This window comes from Mesobacillus maritimus (genome assembly GCF_019749255.1).
In the GTDB taxonomy this organism is placed as follows: domain Bacteria; phylum Bacillota; class Bacilli; order Bacillales; family Cytobacillaceae; genus Mesobacillus_B; species Mesobacillus_B maritimus_A.
Map to the genome: position 1 here is coordinate 75284 of NZ_JACWFH010000008.1, position 18715 is coordinate 93998.

The 18715-nt window shown below is 39.3% G+C and carries 20 protein-coding genes; 17 read left to right on the forward strand and 3 right to left on the reverse strand.

Annotated elements, in window-relative coordinates:
* Window positions 1-123: 123 nt before the first annotated feature.
* From aroE to H0185_RS05740, 6 genes are read left to right on the forward strand one after another with little or no spacing between them, the layout of a single operon-like run.
* Window positions 124-963 (forward strand): shikimate dehydrogenase, encoded by an 840-nt coding sequence (gene aroE, locus H0185_RS05715; protein ID WP_221872079.1) that lies wholly within the window; start codon window positions 124-126, stop codon window positions 961-963.
* Complete coding sequence (gene yhbY / locus H0185_RS05720; RefSeq protein WP_221872081.1) at window positions 957-1250, forward strand: ribosome assembly RNA-binding protein YhbY; 294 nt, start codon at window positions 957-959, stop codon at window positions 1248-1250. Before aroE ends, yhbY begins: the two co-directional genes overlap by 7 nt.
* Before the next feature lie 19 nt (window positions 1251-1269).
* On the forward strand, window positions 1270-1839 hold the full coding sequence (locus H0185_RS05725; RefSeq protein WP_221872083.1) for a nicotinate-nucleotide adenylyltransferase: 570 nt from the start codon (window positions 1270-1272) through the stop codon (window positions 1837-1839).
* Entirely contained in the window at window positions 1829-2398 is a 570-nt protein-coding gene (yqeK, locus tag H0185_RS05730; protein ID WP_221872084.1) for a bis(5'-nucleosyl)-tetraphosphatase (symmetrical) YqeK, read from the forward strand. The genes H0185_RS05725 and yqeK overlap by 11 nt, the downstream gene beginning before the upstream one ends.
* Window positions 2399-2755, forward strand: coding sequence for a ribosome silencing factor (gene rsfS, locus H0185_RS05735; RefSeq protein ID WP_221872086.1), 357 nt, complete (start codon window positions 2399-2401; stop codon window positions 2753-2755).
* Window positions 2752-3501 (forward strand): class I SAM-dependent DNA methyltransferase, encoded by a 750-nt coding sequence (locus H0185_RS05740; protein WP_221872088.1) that lies wholly within the window; start codon window positions 2752-2754, stop codon window positions 3499-3501. Before rsfS ends, H0185_RS05740 begins: the two co-directional genes overlap by 4 nt.
* Window positions 3502-3780: 279 nt before the next feature.
* Here H0185_RS05740 and comER read toward each other — a convergent pair whose 3' ends face one another.
* Complete coding sequence (gene comER / locus H0185_RS05745) at window positions 3781-4605, reverse strand: late competence protein ComER (RefSeq protein WP_221872090.1); 825 nt, start codon at window positions 4603-4605, stop codon at window positions 3781-3783.
* 95 nt (window positions 4606-4700) lie between these two features.
* Between comER and H0185_RS05750 the strand changes: the two genes are divergently transcribed.
* From H0185_RS05750 to H0185_RS05760, 3 genes are all read left to right on the forward strand, one after another.
* Window positions 4701-5348, forward strand: a complete 648-nt coding sequence (locus tag H0185_RS05750) for a helix-hairpin-helix domain-containing protein (RefSeq protein ID WP_221872092.1) — start codon at window positions 4701-4703, stop codon at window positions 5346-5348.
* 66 nt (window positions 5349-5414) lie between these two features.
* Complete coding sequence (locus tag H0185_RS05755) at window positions 5415-5861, forward strand: ComE operon protein 2 (protein WP_221872094.1); 447 nt, start codon at window positions 5415-5417, stop codon at window positions 5859-5861.
* Between the two features lie 3 nt (window positions 5862-5864).
* The gene (locus tag H0185_RS05760) at window positions 5865-8174 is read left to right on the forward strand and encodes a DNA internalization-related competence protein ComEC/Rec2 (protein ID WP_221872096.1); all 2310 of its coding nucleotides are present in this window, start codon (window positions 5865-5867) and stop codon (window positions 8172-8174) included.
* A 248-nt stretch (window positions 8175-8422) separates the two neighbouring features.
* Here the strand turns inward: H0185_RS05760 and H0185_RS05765 are convergent, their stop codons facing one another.
* A complete protein-coding gene (locus H0185_RS05765) occupies window positions 8423-8557 on the reverse strand; it encodes a YqzM family protein (RefSeq protein ID WP_221872098.1) in 135 nt (44 codons plus the stop codon).
* Between the two features lie 244 nt (window positions 8558-8801).
* Here H0185_RS05765 and holA point away from each other — a divergent pair, with 244 nt between their 5' ends.
* The gene (gene holA / locus H0185_RS05770; protein ID WP_221873038.1) at window positions 8802-9824 is read left to right on the forward strand and encodes a DNA polymerase III subunit delta; all 1023 of its coding nucleotides are present in this window, start codon (window positions 8802-8804) and stop codon (window positions 9822-9824) included.
* 193 nt (window positions 9825-10017) lie between these two features.
* Here the strand turns inward: holA and rpsT are convergent, their stop codons facing one another.
* Window positions 10018-10278 (reverse strand): 30S ribosomal protein S20, encoded by a 261-nt coding sequence (gene rpsT / locus H0185_RS05775; RefSeq protein ID WP_221872100.1) that lies wholly within the window; start codon window positions 10276-10278, stop codon window positions 10018-10020.
* A 207-nt stretch (window positions 10279-10485) separates the two neighbouring features.
* On the opposite strand from rpsT, the gene gpr reads away from it, so the two are divergent.
* From gpr to grpE, 7 genes are all read left to right on the forward strand, one after another.
* A complete protein-coding gene (gene gpr, locus H0185_RS05780) occupies window positions 10486-11610 on the forward strand; it encodes a GPR endopeptidase (RefSeq protein ID WP_221872102.1) in 1125 nt (374 codons plus the stop codon).
* Window positions 11611-11706: 96 nt separating this feature from the next.
* Entirely contained in the window at window positions 11707-12897 is a 1191-nt protein-coding gene (spoIIP, locus tag H0185_RS05785) for a stage II sporulation protein P (RefSeq protein ID WP_221872104.1), read from the forward strand.
* Window positions 12898-12921: 24 nt separating this feature from the next.
* The gene (locus H0185_RS05790) at window positions 12922-13260 is read left to right on the forward strand and encodes a YqxA family protein (protein ID WP_221872106.1); all 339 of its coding nucleotides are present in this window, start codon (window positions 12922-12924) and stop codon (window positions 13258-13260) included.
* Window positions 13261-13745: 485 nt separating this feature from the next.
* Entirely contained in the window at window positions 13746-15581 is a 1836-nt protein-coding gene (lepA, locus tag H0185_RS05795) for a translation elongation factor 4 (RefSeq protein WP_221872108.1), read from the forward strand.
* Window positions 15582-15743: 162 nt separating this feature from the next.
* Entirely contained in the window at window positions 15744-16889 is a 1146-nt protein-coding gene (hemW, locus tag H0185_RS05800) for a radical SAM family heme chaperone HemW (RefSeq protein WP_221872110.1), read from the forward strand.
* A gap of 77 nt (window positions 16890-16966) precedes the next feature.
* Window positions 16967-17998, forward strand: a complete 1032-nt coding sequence (gene hrcA, locus H0185_RS05805) for a heat-inducible transcriptional repressor HrcA (protein WP_221872111.1) — start codon at window positions 16967-16969, stop codon at window positions 17996-17998.
* Between the two features lie 107 nt (window positions 17999-18105).
* On the forward strand, window positions 18106-18711 hold the full coding sequence (grpE, locus tag H0185_RS05810; RefSeq protein ID WP_246629041.1) for a nucleotide exchange factor GrpE: 606 nt from the start codon (window positions 18106-18108) through the stop codon (window positions 18709-18711).
* Window positions 18712-18715 lie beyond the last annotated feature (4 nt).

The following is an 18715-nucleotide window of genomic DNA, read 5'->3' on the forward strand; positions in this document are numbered from 1 at the left end:
CAGTTAAGGAAACATAGACAATATAGTAGAGAAAATAAAGTGAAAGTAATTTTATCGCCCTTTCAATAGTAGACTCTGGTGCTGTTATACAAATGTGCATAGAATTACTTAGGGGGAGAAGGAATGAAAAAGCTTTATGGGGTAATGGGAGATCCAATTTCTCATTCAATGTCACCAGTTATGATGAATGATCTATTCGATCTTTATGAAATGGATGCTGCATATGTGCCCTTTCATGTCACTTCAGATGGTTTGGAGACCGCTGTAAAAGGACTTAAAGCCATCGGTGTAGCAGGTTTTAATGTCACTGTGCCGCATAAGACGGACATTATGCCTCTCCTGGATGAAATTGATCCACTTGCTAAAGCGATTGGGGCTGTTAATACAGTTAAGAATCAAGAAGGAAAACTCATTGGCTATAACACGGATGGTAGAGGATATGTCCGGGGTCTAAAAGAGGAAATTCCCTCTCTATCAGGTCAAACTGTGCTGATGATTGGCGCAGGAGGCGCAGCAAGGGGCATCTATTTTTCAATGGCTGAGGCGGGTGTAAAGAGAATTGACATCTGTAACCGAACGCCGGCAAAAGCGGTAGAATTAATGAAAACATGTCCATTCCCTGTTGAGACTGAAGTGTTTACTATAGAGAAAGCTGAAGAACGGTTAGAACAGTATGACTTACTTATCCAGACAACTTTAATTGGTATGGCCCCTAACATTGAGGAGGCTCCCTTATCGTTAAAAGGAATAAAACCAGCTAGTTTTGCCAGTGATATAATATACAACCCTCTTGAAACAAAATTTTTGAAAGAGGCATCATCCGCCGGAGCTCGTACACAAAATGGAATTGAGATGTTTGTCTATCAAGGAGCACTTGCATTTGAAATATGGACAGGCCTATTCCCGGATACCGAGCGGATGAAAGAAAACGTTTTGAAACAACTAGGAGGATATCCATGCTAACAGGAAAACAAAAAAGGTTTTTAAGGGCGAAGGCCCATCATTTGAATCCAATCTTTCAAGTAGGAAAGGGTGGAGTGAATGAGAATATGATCGATCAAATTTCCGATGTACTAGAAGCCCGCGAATTGATTAAGGTCAGTATCTTGCAGAACTGTGATGAAGATCGAGACACTGTTGCTGAAAAATTATCAAAAGGTGCGAGGGCAGAACTAGTCCAAGTAATCGGAAATACCATTGTCCTTTATAAGGAATCACGAGAAAATAAACAAATCGAACTCCCTCGCTAATTGGAAGAAAGAGGTGTCTATGGTGAAGATTGGGATTCTTGGTGGAACATTTAACCCGCCACACACGGGGCATCTTATTATTGCGAATGAGGTGTTCCATGCGCTAGAGTTAGAAAAAGTCTGGTTTATGCCAAACCAAGAGCCGCCTCATAAAAAGAAAGAAGGTAATGTCTCCAATCAACAACGGGTGAAAATGCTAGAATTAGCGATTCAAGACCACCCTCATTTTGCTGTCGAATCGCTCGAATTGGAACGGCAAGGACCTTCATACACGTATGAGACAATGAAGATCCTGACAGATAGACATAAAAATCATGAGTTTTATTTTATTATTGGCGGAGACATGATTGAATACCTAGCTAAATGGCATAAAATTGATGAGTTACAACAACTTGTCAAATTTGTAGGAGTTAATCGTCCGCGATACAGCAGTAAAACAGAATATGAAGTCTTATTAATCGACTCCCCGTCGATTGATTTGTCGTCCAGTATGATTAGACAGAGAAGAGAGAGTGGCGGAACCATCCGGTACTTAGTGCCCGATTTGGTTCGGGATTATATAGAGGAGAATGGATTATATGGATCGTGAAGTAGCGTTACAAACGGTAAAAGTACAATTAACAGACCATCGCTATCAACATACCATTGGGGTTATGGAAACGGCGATTGTTCTTGCAAAAAGGTATGGAGTCGATGTGAAACAGGCAGAGCTTGCAGCTATTTTTCATGATTATGCCAAATTTCGCCCGAAAGACGAAATGAAGCAAATTATTATCGACCAGGGGATGGAACAGCTGTTACTAGAATTTAATAGTGAACTTTGGCACGCTCCTGTAGGAGCATTTCTCGTTGAGAAGGAAGTCGGGCTAAAGGATGAGGAGATTCTAGCCGCCATTCGTTATCATACTTCAGGCAGGATCGGCATGAGTTTGTTAGATAAAATTATTTATTTGGCAGATTACATAGAACCCGGCAGACGGTTTCCAGGAGTGGATGAAGTAAGAAATTTAGCAAAGGATAATCTTAATCAGGCGTTAATCCAGGCGCTAAAAAATTCCATTCAATTTTTGATGAAAAAGAATCAGCCTGTATACCCGGACACAATTTACACGTATAATGATTTAGTGAAATTAGGGAGGATTGATTGAATGAACGAACGAGAGTTGTTACAAACAGCAGTAAAAGCTGCAGATGATAAAAGAGCAGAAGATATTTTAGTCTTAAATATGAAAGGAATCTCATTAGTTGCTGATTATTTTATGATCTGTCACGGAAATTCCGATAAGCAAGTTCAGGCGATTGCACGTGAAATTAAAGATAAGGCCGAAGAGAATGGGTACGATATCAACCGAATGGAAGGTTTTGACGAAGCAAGATGGATTTTAATTGATCTAGGTGACGTCATTGCACATGTATTCCATCGGGATGAAAGAAGTTATTATAATCTTGAACGCCTTTGGGGAGATGCCCCACTCGAAAATATTGAGAGTGAGCTTACTCCATGACCTATCAGAGGTTTGCCTATCTATATGACACCTTAATGGAGGATGTTCCCTACGATGAGTGGGTAGAATGGGTGAAGAATCTGACTAGGAAATACGGTGTGAATGGGAAAAAGATGATGGACTTGGCATGTGGAACAGGTGAGCTTTCCGTTCGATTTGCCCAAGCAGGTTTTCATGTGACGGGTATAGACTTATCTGAAGATATGCTGGCGGTCGCCCAGACAAAGGCTGATAGGAATGGATTATCCATTCCTTTTTACCATCAGGACATGACGCAGTTGAATGGGCTAGGTGAGTATGACCTTATTGGAATTTTTTGCGATTCTCTCAACTACCTACATGAACCCGAAGATGTTCAACAAACCTTCGCGAGGGTGTTTGAGCATTTAAAGCCTGGAGGATTGTTTTTATTTGATGTTCACTCCATCTTTAAAATGGATGTTATTTTCCAAGAAGGACCTTTTACTTATAATGATGAAGAAATTTCGTATATCTGGAATTGTTTTCCTGGTGAGGCTCGACATAGCGTGGAACATGAACTTACCTTTTTTGTCCTCGACGAGTCAACTGGACAATATGATCGTGTAGAAGAATATCACTATCAACGTACATATGAAGGAACTCAATATATCAAACTGTTAGAAGAGGCAGGTTTCGAATTTCTTGAATCGATAGCGGACTTCCAACAAGGTGAACCAGGACCTGAGCCAGAGCGGATTTTGTTTGCGGCTAGGAAGAGATTTTAATTTATTCTAAAAAATAAACCTGTGTGAACTTAAAAAACCAAGTGCTTTTTTAAGCACTTGGTTTTTTTAAAAGGCTGTTTTATTAAGGAGTGTTGCTAAAAACCTAAAGCCGATTTGCGTGAGCTCAGCTCGTTATTAGGTTTTAAATGTTTGCACACTCTTTTGTCATTAGTGAATTTCTTTTGTAGCTCAGAATAATGGTTTTGCTTTTTTTAAGAGCAAAAAAATTTGAGAAATAAGCCTAAAAAAAGAAGGAATGAGTAGATTAGTGTCGAAAAATTAATCTATACCAAACTGATCCCTAGTTATATTCAAGTCGTCATCGAACTTGCGATGTGTAGCCTCAAATAATTGTTCGAAGACATCACCAAGTTCTCTCTCCAGGACCTTAATCCCCTCACCAGTTATTCCGCCTTTCACACAGACCTTTTCCTGCAGAGTAGGCAAGGTATAAAATTCTTTGCTCAAGAGCTCCCCAAGACCAATTAACATTTCACTAGTCAACTTTGTCGCCGTATCATAGTCGATATCCGTTTTCTTTACGGCCGCTAAGATAAATTGTTGTGACAAATAGCTAAAGAAAGCTGGACCACAGCTTACGATGTCAGAAGCTACCCTTGTAATCGAGGAATTTATTTCAACAGGTGTAGAGATTTTATTAAATAATAAAGTTAGTTCCTGTTTCCAGCTATCACTACACTTTGACCCGTAGGATACGAGTGAAACTCCCGCAAGGGCTCTGTTCGTTATGCTTGGGATCACTCTTGCAGCTGAACAGGGTACCGCACTTTCTAGCTGTGCCACACTGATAGGACTAGTAATCGAAATAATGCATTTATCCTTTGTTAGCACAGATTCTAACTCCTGTAATAGTGGATATACATCATGAGGCTTCACGCATACAAAAATGGCATCAGTTTGCTCAGCTACCTCTACTGCACTTGGTTCAACCGTTATCCCAGGAAAATCCTTTTTTAACTCGGCCGCTTTCAACAATGTTCTATTGGTAACGATCATCGAAGAAGGGGAAACGGCATTCCCATCAATCAGGGCTTCAGCCAAAATTCTCCCCATATTTCCGGTGCCAATAATCCCTATTTTCAAATCCCTTCCCTCCTTCTTGCAATTCGGGTCTCTTTCTCCTATGAATTTATGTGTCCATTTATCAAAATATAACCTAAGAAAGAAAGGTGTTATGAATGATTGAGTGGTTAAAAGAACGTAAGCTATTTTTATTAGTTGGTACTGTTTTGATTCTTTTCTTTTCCTATGCTTACTTTTCAAATTCTATGCCTAAAGAAGAAGTGGTAACAGAGGAAAGATGGTTACCGGAAGAAGACATGAGCGAGAAGAGTGTACCAAGTGAAGCAACACCAGAACCTGAGCCAGTAGCCCCCCTAATCATGATGGCGGATATTAAGGGGGCTGTGAAAAAACCAGGTGTCTATGAGGTGAACAGTGATGAACGGATCATCAATTTAATTGAAAAAGCAGGTGGCTTACAAGAAGATGCCGATCCTTCAGCTGTAAACTTCGCTATGAAAGTAAGTGATGAGATGGTTATTTATATTCCTAAAAAGGGAGAACAAATGGTTGAGGTTGGAGGGGTAGGAGCATCCAATCAGCAGTCAAGTTCAACAACGCAAGGAGCTGGAAAGGTAAATTTGAATACAGCGACAACAAGTGAATTAGAGACCCTGCCAGGGATAGGACCAGCAAAGTCATCGGCTATCCTTGAATATAGGGAAAGTAATGGAGCTTTTAAAACAATCGACGATTTAAAGTCCATCTCTGGGATTGGGGACAAAACCTTTGAAAAACTAAAAGATCTTATCACTGTTAAATAAGAAATTGCAGACAAGTATATAAACCTTTAAACTAAAACTATAGAATGTAAAAGAAGGGGAATCATAATGGAAAGAATTTCTTGGAACGAATATTTTATGGCTCAGAGCCAACTGTTGGCTTTAAGAAGTACGTGTACTAGATTAACGGTTGGTGCAACGATTGTGAGAGATAAGCGTATTATTGCAGGTGGATATAATGGATCCATTGCTGGTGGCGATCACTGTATTGATGAAGGTTGCTACGTGGTTGACAATCACTGTATACGTACCATTCATGCAGAAATGAATGCACTATTACAATGTGCAAAATTCGGTGTGCCAACAGCTGATGCAGATATTTATGTGACTCACTTCCCTTGTCTACAATGCTGTAAAGCCCTTATTCAAGCAGGGATAAAGACGGTCTATTATGCTGAAGATTATAAGAATCATCCATATGCATTGGAATTATTTCAACGAGCAGGTGTCAAAACAGAGCAGGTAAATTGTCGTCAAGTTGTTCTTAAAGACTGATAAATGAAAGGGAAATTAATCTATGTAGCAATCATTTCCTTATTTGGATTGTTAAGTGTTTTTGGAAACACTATCCTTTTCAGTTCACTTTCACTACTTATTCTTTTATATTACTTTTATTCAAAAAAATTTAGTGGTCGCTACTTATTGATCTCTATTGTCGTGTATTTTTCTTTTATCATAATAGGATTTCTTACAGTTTCTTCACAAGTAAGTGTCTTGGAGGGCAATGAAACAAAGTTTACTCTTCATTTCATAGATGGAATTAATATTGATGGAAACCGCTTTTCGGCAATAGCGGAAGTTGCTTCTGGTGGAGAACGAATTATTCTAAATTACCGACTTCGTTCTCCTCAGGAAAAGGCAGCTCTGCAAAAACGAATCTATCCAGGCGTAAGTTGTAAAGTTACAGGAACGCTCGCAACACCAAATCAGGCAACGAATCCTAATAGTTTTGATTATCAATTGTATCTCAAGCGAAAAGAGATTTTTTGGATTCTTAAACCAAATGACATTTCCCCTGCGATCTGTACACAACCACAAGGCAATCTGATTACGCTCCTTAAAAGGGTTAGGCAAAAAGAAGTACTTAAATTAGAAGAGAAAATGGATGAAGAACTTGCAGCTATTTTCGCAGCGCTCTTATTTGGAGACCGAAATCTGATGAATCCTGAAATGGAGGAAGACTATACAAAAACGGGAACCGTCCATTTATTAGCCATCTCAGGTCTTCATGTTGCTCTTTTAACTGGTATGTGCTTTGCTTTCCTTCTGCGATTAGGAATGACAAGGGAAAAAGCAGAGTTGTTTTTGATCTTGATTCTCCCTTGTTATGCTGTTTTAACGGGTTTATCACCTTCTGTTAACCGAGCCGTGCTCATGCTCATGTTGATGTTGGTCGCACGAAGATTAAAAGTTCAAATTACTCCGCTTGACGCAATCTCGATTGCCTTCTTATTCCTAGTTCTCATTTCTCCTTATACCATTTATGAGCCAGGTTTTCAGCTTTCCTTTGGTGTTAGTCTTGCCTTGGTACTCTCCTCAACTAAAATTATTAATACATTTCAATCCTACTTACTTAGATTGATTGCTGTTTCATTTGTTTCCCAACTGGCAAGTATCCCGATTCTTTTAAGTTATTTCTACGAGATTTCTCTCATATCTGTTGTGACAAATTTATTGTTTGTTCCACTTTTTTCTATCATCATCCTCCCGCTTGTACTAGTTACTTATTTAACAGGAATATTCTTCCCATTCGTTTCAGACTTTTTTCTGTTTTGGATGTCCTTTATCGTCGCGTTTGCCAATAAAGTTTCAGCATTGTTTGCATCCTTCTCGTTTTCATCGGTTGTAATCGGAAAGCCAAACCCGTTCATTTTGCTTCTGTATTTAGTGATCTATCTGTTGTTTTTTATTAGCTGGGAGAAGAGGAAGAAAAGCTTTGCTGTTTTTCTATTACCTTTCATTCCGGTAATTTTTCAAATTGTGTTTCCGTATCTCTCTCCTTATGGAAAAGTCGTGTTTGTTGATGTTGGACAAGGAGATAGTATTTTGATTCGATTGCCATATAATCGTGCAACTTATTTAATTGATACCGGTGGGACCATTTCCTTCCATAGAGAAGCATGGGAAGAAAAAAGAGACCATTTTGAAACAGGTGAAGATATTTTGGTGCCTTTTCTAAAAAGTGAGGGGATAAGGAAGTTGGAAAAACTAATTTTGACGCATGGAGATATGGATCATATTGGAGGTGCCCCCGCGATTTTGTCAGAATTGAGGATTGAGGAAATCCTTATGCCTGTTTCAGTTGAACGGAGTGTAATGGAAAGAAGAGTCATAAGAATTGCAGAAACAAATCAAGCTAAAGTAAGAATTGTTGGCGCTGGTGCCCGTTGGAAAGTAGGGCAGGATTTCTTTCAAATTATTAGTCCGTTAGAAAAGCTCGAAGATAAAAATGAAGGATCGATCGTCCTATATGCAAGTTTTGGAGGGAAAAGGTGGCTTTTTACCGGTGACCTTGGATCAGGTGGAGAAGTAGAATTAATAAATCATTATTCGCAAATGGATGTAGATGTATTGAAGGTTGGACATCATGGTAGCAAAACATCAAGCTCCGAAGTATTCCTTGATACTATTCAGCCTGAAACCGCTGTTATTTCAGCTGGTGATGGGAATCGTTATGGTCATCCACATGCCGAGGTCCTTGAGGGGTTGAAGAGCCGCCAAATTAAATTATACAGAACAGATACTCAAGGAGCGGTTATTTACACTTTTAAAGAAGATTCAGGAACCTTTCGAACTTGGATGCCATAGGATATAAAAAAGTGTTGATTGGCAGAAAGAGCCAAGTGTAGAAGCCGCTTGCTTAAAGAATGTTGGTAAAGACCATAAAAATGTATCTGTAAGAACAGTCGTCTTTATGTTCTAAGATACGTTTGTACGCTCTATTCTTATGCTAATCAACTTTCTTTAATCTCCAGAAGCTATACAGTTTGGGAAAAGAGCCAAAGAAAAAGAGACTGCCGGTAGCAATCCCTAATTAACACCAAGCTATGTACCATTTATCTTCCAATAACTTGAACGACTGTCGCAATGATGAACATCGTTGCAAAGAAACCAAACGAAACAACAAATCCAACACCTGCGTCGATGATATCATGACGTTTGTTTGTAATATTTTCTTCAAACTTATTCACAGTCCATCCCCCCTTAATCTTTTTTCAGTATAGACTAATTTTTATAAAAAAGCCAGCCTAGTATTATGTTTCTCTTACCATATGATACACCGTTTCCATGTAAGTATCCCGGGTCTTGCATGGTAGCGTTTACCATATAACGGAATCGCTAGGAGAACATAGCGATTCCAATTTTAACTTGCCAAAATGGACAAGCTTCTTTAGGATTAAAAGGGAGTAATTTGGAGTGAGCGGGGCGAAAATATTGGTTTTAGATATATGGAAACAACTAAAAAAAAATAAAGTAGAGCCTGTATATTTACTCTATGGGACTGAATCTTTTTTAATAAATGAGACAAAGCAACTTCTCATTCAAAGTGTGCTAAGTGACGAAGAAATCGACTTTAATTTTTCAACTTATGATCTTGAAGAAACTCCAGTCGAGGCGGCTATCGAGGATGCGGAAACGTTCCCTTTTATGGGAGAGAAGAGGTTGATTATTCTGCAGAATCCTACCTTTCTAACTTCAGAAAAACAAAAGGGAAAAGTAGTGGAGCATAATCTTTCAAGACTCGAAGCGTACTTAGCTGAGCCAGCACCATACTCTGTTGTTGTCTTTTCGGCTCCATATGAAAAGCTTGATGAACGAAAGAAAATTACTAAGGAATTAAAACGGAAAGCAGCAGTTGGCGAAGCGAAAAGGCTAAATGAACATGACTTAAAAGTCTGGATCAAGGAAAGAGCAGCTGGGAATGGCGTTCAAATAGAGGAAAGTGCTATCGATTTAATGCTGACCCTATCAGGGACGAATCTATTTATGCTAGCAAGTGAAGTCGATAAACTTTCATTATATGCAGGAGAATCTAGAAGAGTTGATGCCAGTATGGTAGACAAGCTAGTTGCAAGATCACTCGAGCAGAATATCTTTGTTTTAATAGAAAAAGTCGTTCAGCGGAAAATTGAAGAGGCGCTTCGAATTTATTATGACCTATTAAAACAAAATGAAGAGCCGATTAAAATTCTAGCATTACTGGCTGGACAATTCCGGCTGATTTACCAGGTAAAAGAGCTCTCTCGAAAAGGATATGGGCAGCAACAAATTGCTGGGGTATTGAAAACTCATCCATACCGGGTCAAGCTTGCGGCTGGTCAAGCAAGGTATTTTTCAGATGAAGAGTTATCGAGGATTATGAAAATGATTGCCAATGCTGATTATCAAATGAAGACCGGTGGAATGAAGAAAGAACTATTAATTGAAATGATTCTGTTTAATTTAAATAGAGCATAAATATTTTGAATAGCACTAGCGCCTCCGTTCATCAGCGTATGGCCTGGTGCGCTCTAACAGGTTGGTAAAAAACCACCAGTCATTTATTTTACTCTGAGAGCGAAGACATTGGCCGCTGCTAAGGCTACTTTTTAATAAAAATAAAAAAACGACCTTTTTGGGTCGTTTTTTTGCTAGACATGATAGGGAAAAATTAGCCGTTAGCGTTTAATTTTTTCATCATGCGAGATTTTTTACGAGCAGCTGCATTTTTGTGGATAAGACCTTTTGCAGCAGCCTTGTCAAGCTTGCTTGCAGCTGCGGCGAAAGAAGTTGTTGCTTCGCTGTCGTTGTTTACGATAGCTGCTTCAGCTTTTTTAACAGCTGTACGCATAGAAGATTTAACAGTTATGTTATGTGCTCTATTTTTTTCACTAACTTTTACACGCTTGATTGCAGATTTAATGTTTGGCATTCCGTTCACCTCCTAAAAAGCGTCGAGAATTTAATGGAACTCGACATCCCAATACGTTTTCTTATTTATTAAGAACAAGTGATATTTTATCAAACGCCCGGCAATAATGCAATACCTCTCTCTTCAATTCTCAGTGGTCAAATTGAATGTTTTTTTCTTATGTTGGTAAAGATAGGAATTATTGAAGGTTAAGGAGGATTCTAGTACATGGCAGATTCAATCGATTTAAGTATGTATTCTGTACGGACAGACCTCGCTGTGGAGGCTCGTGAAATGGCGATTGCCGAAAGAGTGAAAACCGTACGCGATGAAACCGATCAGTCAAAACTCGAAGGCGTTATTATAAAAGAAAAGGAAGAAAATGATATAAAAGTTTCCTTAGTCGAAGTGACGGCAGAAGGAGAAAAAGCAATTGGTAAAAAGCAGGGGCAATATTTGACAATTGAGGTACAAGGTATTCGTCAAAAGGATAGCGAGCTTCAACAAAAGGTAGAGGGAGTATTCGCTGGCGAGTTCTCTAGATTCTTAAAGCAAAAGGGGCTAGGTGAAGATGCCTCCTGTCTGATTGTTGGACTAGGAAATTGGAATGTTACTCCTGATGCACTCGGACCGATGGTTTGTGAGAATTTATTGGTTACGAGACATTTATTTGAGCTACAACCTGAGCATGTTGAAGAAGGGTATCGTCCTGTGAGTGCGCTTGCTCCTGGAGTAATGGGACTTACTGGTATTGAAACAAGCGATATCATCTTTGGTGTAGTAGAAAAAATAAAGCCTGATTTTGTTATTGCCATCGATGCTCTTGCTTCAAGATCGATTGAACGCGTGAACAGTACCATTCAGATTTCGGATACAGGAATTCATCCAGGCTCAGGTGTTGGGAATAAGCGCAAGGAACTAAGTCAAGAAACACTAGGGATTCCGGTTATTGCAATTGGAGTACCGACTGTTGTTGATGCAGTTTCCATTACGAGTGACGCAATAGATTTTATTTTAAAACACTTTGGAAAAGAGCTTCGTGAAGGGGATCGTCCTTCTCGTTCATTAGTTCCAGCTGGAATGACTTTTGGAAAGAAAAAGAAGTTAACAGAAGAAGATTTACCTGAGGAACAGCATCGACAAACATTCTTGGGTATGATTGGAACTCTTGAGGAAGAAGAAAAGCGAAAGCTTATTTACGAGGTATTGGCTCCGTTAGGTCATAATCTTATGGTAACACCAAAAGAAGTTGATGTATTTATTGATGATATGGCGAACTTAATTGCGAGTGGCCTGAATTCAGCTCTCCATACGAAAGTAAATCAAGATAACGTCGGTACTTATACGCATTGATGAGTTCAAATTAAATAGTTTCTGGTGGAAAAATGAGGTTCTATCTTTTCTAGCAATGTCATAAGATTTACTAGACTTGCTAAAAGAGGTGGAACCGTGAAACGTTTAAAAGGACCAGGGATGATTGTAACAGTTCAAGGGACAAGCCTGTTTAAAGTGGTACTGGCTTTTATGTTTTTTCTAATAGCAGTTTTTACCTTTAGTGGTTTGATGACATCATTAAAGCCAGAGTTTCGAATCGCTTCATCTTCTATCAACCAGGCAGCGAACAATATTAATGGTGAAATGCTTTACAGGTTAATGGGCTGGGAAAATCATCAGTTATTACAATCCCTGCCTGAAAAGGACGATTCTTTTAACCTTTCGAATTTTGTCTTTAAACTCTCAACCAATATTAGTCTCGATGATCCAAGAAGTTTCCTTGGTAGAGAACTACCAGGGTTCGACCTTTTTGATGGAAAGATTCTAGTTGCTGGTGAAGGAACCAACTATACGAATATGCCTATGGAATCGCCGCCACCCATTGAAGTTCTAAAAGCTGAGCAAGAGGCGGCTCTTCAAAATACGGAGGATATAGAAAACGCGAGTGACGATGAGAATAAACCAGTCCCACCTAATACGACGGGCGACCGTAAAGTCGTTTACGTGTATTTCTCTCATAATCGTGAGTCTTATTTACCTTATTTAGAAGGAGTGACAGATCCAGATCTTGCTTTTCACTCAAAGGTGAATGTGACCCAGATAGGTGACCGGTTAAAGAAAACCCTAGAAAGCAAAGGAATTGGCACAACTGTTGATAAAACAGATGTGCAAGGAAAGTTAAATCAAAAGGGTCTACCATATGCTCAATCTTACAAGGAATCAAGAAATGTAGTTCAGAGTGCAATGGGAACAAATAGCGATTTAACTTATTTAATTGATATTCATCGTGATTCAAGACGAAAAAAGGATACAACGATTAGTATTAATGGAGAATCTTATGCAAAACTTGCCTTTGTCATCGGAGGCAATAATAAAAATTATGAGAAAAACTTAAAGCTTGCTAATGAACTACATGAAAAGCTGCAACAGAAATATAAAGGGTTAAGCCGTGGGATTATTGAAAACAAAGGGGCTGGTTTTAACGGTGTTTATAATCAGGACCTGTCTGAAAACGCGTTGTTAATCGAATTTGGTGGTGTCGATAATACCTTTGAGGAATTATATCGGTCTGCGGATGCTTTAGCGGATGTGTTCAGTGAAACATATTGGCAGGATGCAGAAGTGGATGGCCAACCGAGTAATTAAGGTAAGCCAAGGTGGTTATAGGATATGAAGATGTTTATGCTCAAAGCTATCTTGCTAGTTTGTATCATGTTCATTTGCGTATTAACGGGAATGCAGCTAGCGAACAAAGGGATCCATGATATGAAAGGGTACGAAGACCCGAAGTTCAAGTCAGCCTTTACTGTAAAAGAAAATGATGAAGGCAAGGTGGAAACAGCGATTCTTGGTAACGATGTTTCAAGTCATGACCTGCAGAAAAAAAAAGAGCAGCTTGAAAAAATGGAGACCTTTAACCTGTTTTCTTCAATGGGCAAAAAACTAGCAGATGGACTGGGAGCGGGCGTTGAAAAATCGCTAGAGTTGATTACAAATAAGGAAAAATGAAAGAAACGGGTTAGAAATCCTGTTTCTTTTTTCTTTTTATATTAATTCGTGTGATTCCTTACCTGAAAAAGGCGAAGGAGCTGGGTGTGTGTGGATTATAATGTTGATTGGCGCCCTATGTGGGTTAGAAGAAGAGAAAGGTCATCAATGGAGTCGATAGGAACCCTAAGTGGGGAGGGAGAAGAAGAGAAAGGTCACCAAAGGAGTCGATAGGAACCCTAAGTGGGGAGGGGGAAGAAGAGAAAGGTCATCAATGGAACCGATTGGAATCCTAAGTGAAGTGGGATAAGAGGAGAAAGGTAACCAACGGTTTCCTTGAAGCTTAAATGTCGCAATAGAATGATATGATGTGCCAAGATAAAATAATGATATAACTATCACTCACGTTCTATAAAGTGATTTCAATAATAATTGAATCTTCATCCCCCTACTGCTATAATCAAAAAATAGTATGTATGCGCGAGAAAAGTAGGAGTGAAGCACCAATGAATAGAGAAGAAAAACTTAACAGACAATCTAAAATACGTAACTTTTCGATTATCGCTCATATCGACCACGGTAAATCGACGCTAGCTGACCGTATCCTTGAAAAAACGAATTCGTTGACTGCCAGGGAAATGAAAGATCAGTTGCTAGACTCGATGGACCTAGAGCGAGAACGAGGAATTACAATCAAACTGAATTCAGTACAATTGAAATACAAGGCCAAGGATGGAGAGATTTACACCTTTCATCTTATTGATACCCCTGGTCATGTCGATTTTACTTATGAAGTATCACGAAGTCTTGCGGCTTGTGAAGGTGCAATTCTTGTCGTGGATGCCGCTCAAGGAATTGAGGCACAGACATTAGCGAACGTCTACTTAGCTCTCGATAATGATTTGGAAATTGTTCCGGTAATAAACAAAATCGATCTTCCTAGTGCTGACCCTGAACGAGTGAGAGGGGAAATAGAGGATGTTATCGGGCTTGATGCGTCCGATGCTGTGCTTGCCTCTGCAAAAGCGGGAATAGGGATTGAGGACATTCTTGAACAAATCGTAGAGAAGGTCCCTGCTCCAGATGGCGATCCAGAAGCACCCTTAAAAGCGCTTATCTTCGACTCTTTATACGATGCATATCGTGGGGTAGTTGCTTATATCCGAGTAGTGGATGGAACAGTTAAAGCTGGCGATAAAATTAAGATGATGGCCACGGGTAAGGAGTTTGAAGTAACAGAAGTTGGCGTATTTAATCCAAAACCTGTACTTGTTGATGAATTATCAGCTGGTAGTGTAGGGTTCCTTACAGCCGCTATTAAAAACGTTGGCGACACACGTGTAGGGGATACCATCACCAATGCTAAAAATGGGACTACCGAAGCATTACCGGGTTACCGAAAATTAAACCCGATGGTATACTGTGGTCTTTATCCAATTGATACAGCAAAATTCAATGACTTGCGAGAAGCTCTTGAAAAGCTTGAATTAAACGACTCTGCCTTACAATTTGAACCAGAGACATCTCAAGCATTAGGATTTGGTTTCCGCTGTGGTTTCCTAGGATTGCTTCATATGGAAATCATTCAAGAGCGAATTGAGCGAGAGTTTAAAATTGACCTCATTACAACAGCTCCGAGTGTTATCTATCATGTCGTCATGACGGATGGTAGTGAAATTAAGGTCGACAACCCGTCTAACATGCCTGACCCACAAAAAATTGACCGAGTCGAAGAGCCATATGTCAAAGCGACGATGATGGCACCGAATGATTATGTTGGTCCAATTATGGAAATTTGTCAGGAAAAGCGTGGTAATTTTATTGATATGCAATATCTCGATGAAACCCGTGTCAGCATCGTTTATGAAATTCCGCTATCAGAAATCGTTTATGACTTCTTCGATCAGCTGAAATCTAGTACAAAAGGATATGCCTCTTTTGACTATGAATTAATAGGGTACAAACAATCTAAACTTGTAAAAATGGATATTCTTCTAAATGGCGAACAAGTTGATGCTTTAAGCTTCATCGTCCATAGAGACTTTGCCTACGAACGCGGTAAGGTTATTGTTGAAAAACTGAAGGAACTTATCCCAAGACAACAATTCGAGGTACCCATCCAAGCGGCGATTGGAACCAAAATCGTCGCACGTTCATCGATTAAAGCAATGCGTAAAAACGTTCTTGCAAAATGTTATGGTGGCGACATTTCACGTAAAAGAAAACTGTTAGAAAAACAAAAAGAAGGTAAAAAGCGGATGAAGCAGGTTGGTTCTGTAGAAGTACCGCAGGAAGCCTTCATGGCTGTGTTAAAGATGGATGACAGTAGCTCTAAAAAATAGAGATTTTTGGAGGAGGTTAGACCGGCATGAAGCAACAACAGCCGGTTCTAACCTCTTTTTTACAAGCTGAGAAGACATATGATATTTAATTGAAAGAATTGTTCAGCTCAGGGCCATGCGCCAACATGGCGCTTGCGCCTTTCTTAGAAAGAAGTGATAACCATGATAAAAGCAGCATACATTCATATCCCGTTTTGTCACCATATTTGCCATTATTGTGATTTTAATAAGGTGTTTATGGATAGGCAACCTGTGGGTGAATACCTATCTAGCCTTGAAAAAGAAATGATGATTACCTTAAAGGAGAATCCAGTTTCCACTCTTCAGTCAATCTTTGTAGGTGGGGGGACGCCAACTGCTTTAGATGAAAAGCAATTGGGGATTCTTGTGGAATCAATTGAAAAGACGTTGCCATATGATGGTCAAACTGAGTATACGTTTGAAGCGAATCCTGGAGATTTATCGAAAGAAAAGCTGAGAATCCTAAAAGATGCCGGGGTTAACCGCTTAAGCTTTGGAGTACAATCGTTTAATGATGAGCTACTTCAAAAGATTGGGAGATCTCATCGTGCTGCGGATGTTTTTAAATCGATAAGCGCTGCACAAGACATCGGTTTTGAAAACATTAGTGTTGATTTAATATACAGTTTACCAGGGCAAACCCTAGAGGATTTTAAATCGACTTTAACAACAGCGCTTGAGTTGGATTTGGTCCATTACTCTGGTTATTCGCTCATCATTGAGCCGAAGACTGTATTCTATAACCTAATGAACCGAGGAAAGCTCCATCTGCCTGGTGAAGAAATTGAAGCTCAGATGTATGAATTACTAATGGACTCAATGGAGAAAAAAGGATTAAGACAGTATGAGATTAGTAATTTCGCTAAGCCTGGTTTCGAGAGTAAGCACAACTTAACGTATTGGAGTAATGAAGAATATTTTGGTTTTGGTGCTGGAGCGCACAGCTATGTGAATGGGTACAGGAAATCCAACCATGGACCAATAAAAAAATATATGGAACCACTAGAAAATGATCGTTTACCATTGTTGGAAAACCATCCAACAACAAAAGCAGAACAAATGGAAGAAGAAATGTTCCTTGGTTTGCGCAAGACTGAGGGAGTTAAAGTTCCTCGTTTTATAGAAAAATTTGGGGTTAATCCGTTAGAATTATTTAGCAAGGAACTAAGAGAACATCAAGCGAACAAGCTGATTGAGCTAAGTAAGGATGCTGTTGTACTTACCAGGAAGGGGCGACTGTTAGGGAACGAGGTATTTCAATCGTTTCTGGGGATATCTAATGATTGACATCAACGTTATTTATTGATAATTTATTATTAGATTTAGCACTCGTTATGAAAGAGTGCTAACAGAGGTGATGAGTGTTGTTAACAGACCGACAAGTATTGATATTACAGGTAATTGTTGATGACTTTATCCGCACTGCACAGCCAGTGGGATCGAGAAGCTTGTCGAAAAAAGAAGAGATTTTATTCAGCTCGGCAACGATACGTAATGAGATGGCCGATTTGGAAGAGCTCGGTTTTATTGAAAAAACACACACCTCATCAGGAAGGGTTCCTTCTGAAAAGGGGTATCGATATTATGTTGACCATTTACTGCTACCGCAGAAGCTAGATCGCTCTGAGATACAAACGGTTAGGTCGATTTTTGCAGAACAAATCTATGAACTAGAAAAAATTGTTCAGAAATCAGCGAAAATCTTATCGGAACTTACTAGTTATACTTCAATTGTTCTGGGACCAGCTGTAAATGATAACAAGCTAAAAAAAATCCAAATTGTTCCATTAAATCAGGATACTGCAATTGCCATCATCGTTACGGATACAGGCCATGTCGAAAATCGAATGTTTCATTTTCCGGCTAGTGTTGACCCTAGTGATGTTGAAAAGATGGTCAATATCTTAAATGAAAGACTATCTGGAATCCCGCTCGTTCATTTAAATGCCAGTATTTATAAAGAGGTTGCAGCCATTCTTAGACAGCATATCAAGAGTTATGATGTGTTGATGGGGTCGATTACAGAAACCCTTTCTATACCGGCAAGCGAAAAAGTATTCTTTGGTGGAAAAACCAATATGTTAAACCAACCAGAGTTTAATGACATTGATAAAATTCGCAGCCTAATGGCTATGATTGAACAGGAAGATGGAATATCCCAACTCATTCGCAAAAACCCAAAGGGCATTAATGTGAAAATTGGTAGGGAAAATAATAACTCGGCCATGGATAACTGTAGTTTAATTACGGCTACGTATTCAATTGGAGATGAAAAGCTAGGAACAATTGCTGTCCTTGGACCAACGAGGATGGAGTATTCAAGGGTGATTGGCTTGCTTGATTTTATCAGTGCCGATTTATCAAAGGTTCTGACAAACCTGTATCAAAATAAATGAGCATGGAAATATTGTTAAGGGTGGAACCGACGAGTTCCATCCCCTTACCATGTCAAAAAGGTTAACAAAATCGATAGATAGCATTCTTTAAGGGAGGTGAGTTTAACATGGAAGAGAAAAACAACATGACATCAGAAATGGAACAGTCTGAACAAAGTCAGCAAGAAGAAGTAGTTGAAGAAGTTTTTGCTGAAGAGCAGGCTGAGGACCATCAGAATGAACAAAGTACTCCCCTGAATGAAGAAAATCAGGAAAGTACAGATAGTTCGAAGGTCGTTGAGTTAGAAACCAAGCTTGAAGAAGCAGAAAATCGCTACCTACGTCTACAAGCAGATTTTGATAATTTCCGTCGCCGTTCGAGGTTGGACCTTGAAGCGAGTGCAAAATATAGAGCTCAAAGTCTTGTAACTGATTTATTGCCAGCTATTGATAACTTTGAAAGAGCTATGCAAATGGAAACAGATAATGAGCAAGCTAAATCTCTTTTAAAAGGGATGGATATGATTTACCAGAGTTTGCTAGATGCTCTTAAAAAAGAAGGTGTCGAGCAAATCGAGTCTGTAGGCCAAGAATTTGATCCGCACCGCCATCAGGCAGTGATGCAAGACAATGATGAGAATTATGGATCTAACATCGTAGTGGCTGAATTGCAAAAAGGTTATATCTTGAAGGATAGAGTTATCCGTCCTTCTATGGTGAAAGTGAATCAATAGATTT

Coding starts and splice junctions, on each gene's coding strand:
- aroE (WP_221872079.1), top strand. CDS start 124: ATGAAAAAGCTTTATGGGGTAATGGGAGATCCAATTTCTCATTCAATG.
- yhbY (WP_221872081.1), top strand. CDS start 957: ATGCTAACAGGAAAACAAAAAAGGTTTTTAAGGGCGAAGGCCCATCAT.
- H0185_RS05725 (WP_221872083.1), top strand. CDS start 1,270: ATGGTGAAGATTGGGATTCTTGGTGGAACATTTAACCCGCCACACACG.
- yqeK (WP_221872084.1), top strand. CDS start 1,829: ATGGATCGTGAAGTAGCGTTACAAACGGTAAAAGTACAATTAACAGAC.
- rsfS (WP_221872086.1), top strand. CDS start 2,399: ATGAACGAACGAGAGTTGTTACAAACAGCAGTAAAAGCTGCAGATGAT.
- H0185_RS05740 (WP_221872088.1), top strand. CDS start 2,752: ATGACCTATCAGAGGTTTGCCTATCTATATGACACCTTAATGGAGGAT.
- H0185_RS05750 (WP_221872092.1), top strand. CDS start 4,701: ATGATTGAGTGGTTAAAAGAACGTAAGCTATTTTTATTAGTTGGTACT.
- H0185_RS05755 (WP_221872094.1), top strand. CDS start 5,415: ATGGAAAGAATTTCTTGGAACGAATATTTTATGGCTCAGAGCCAACTG.
- H0185_RS05760 (WP_221872096.1), top strand. CDS start 5,865: ATGAAAGGGAAATTAATCTATGTAGCAATCATTTCCTTATTTGGATTG.
- rpsT (WP_221872100.1), bottom strand. CDS start 10,278: ATGCCAAACATTAAATCTGCAATCAAGCGTGTAAAAGTTAGTGAAAAA.
- gpr (WP_221872102.1), top strand. CDS start 10,486: ATGGCAGATTCAATCGATTTAAGTATGTATTCTGTACGGACAGACCTC.
- H0185_RS05790 (WP_221872106.1), top strand. CDS start 12,922: ATGAAGATGTTTATGCTCAAAGCTATCTTGCTAGTTTGTATCATGTTC.
- lepA (WP_221872108.1), top strand. CDS start 13,746: ATGAATAGAGAAGAAAAACTTAACAGACAATCTAAAATACGTAACTTT.
- hemW (WP_221872110.1), top strand. CDS start 15,744: ATGATAAAAGCAGCATACATTCATATCCCGTTTTGTCACCATATTTGC.
- grpE (WP_246629041.1), top strand. CDS start 18,106: ATGGAAGAGAAAAACAACATGACATCAGAAATGGAACAGTCTGAACAA.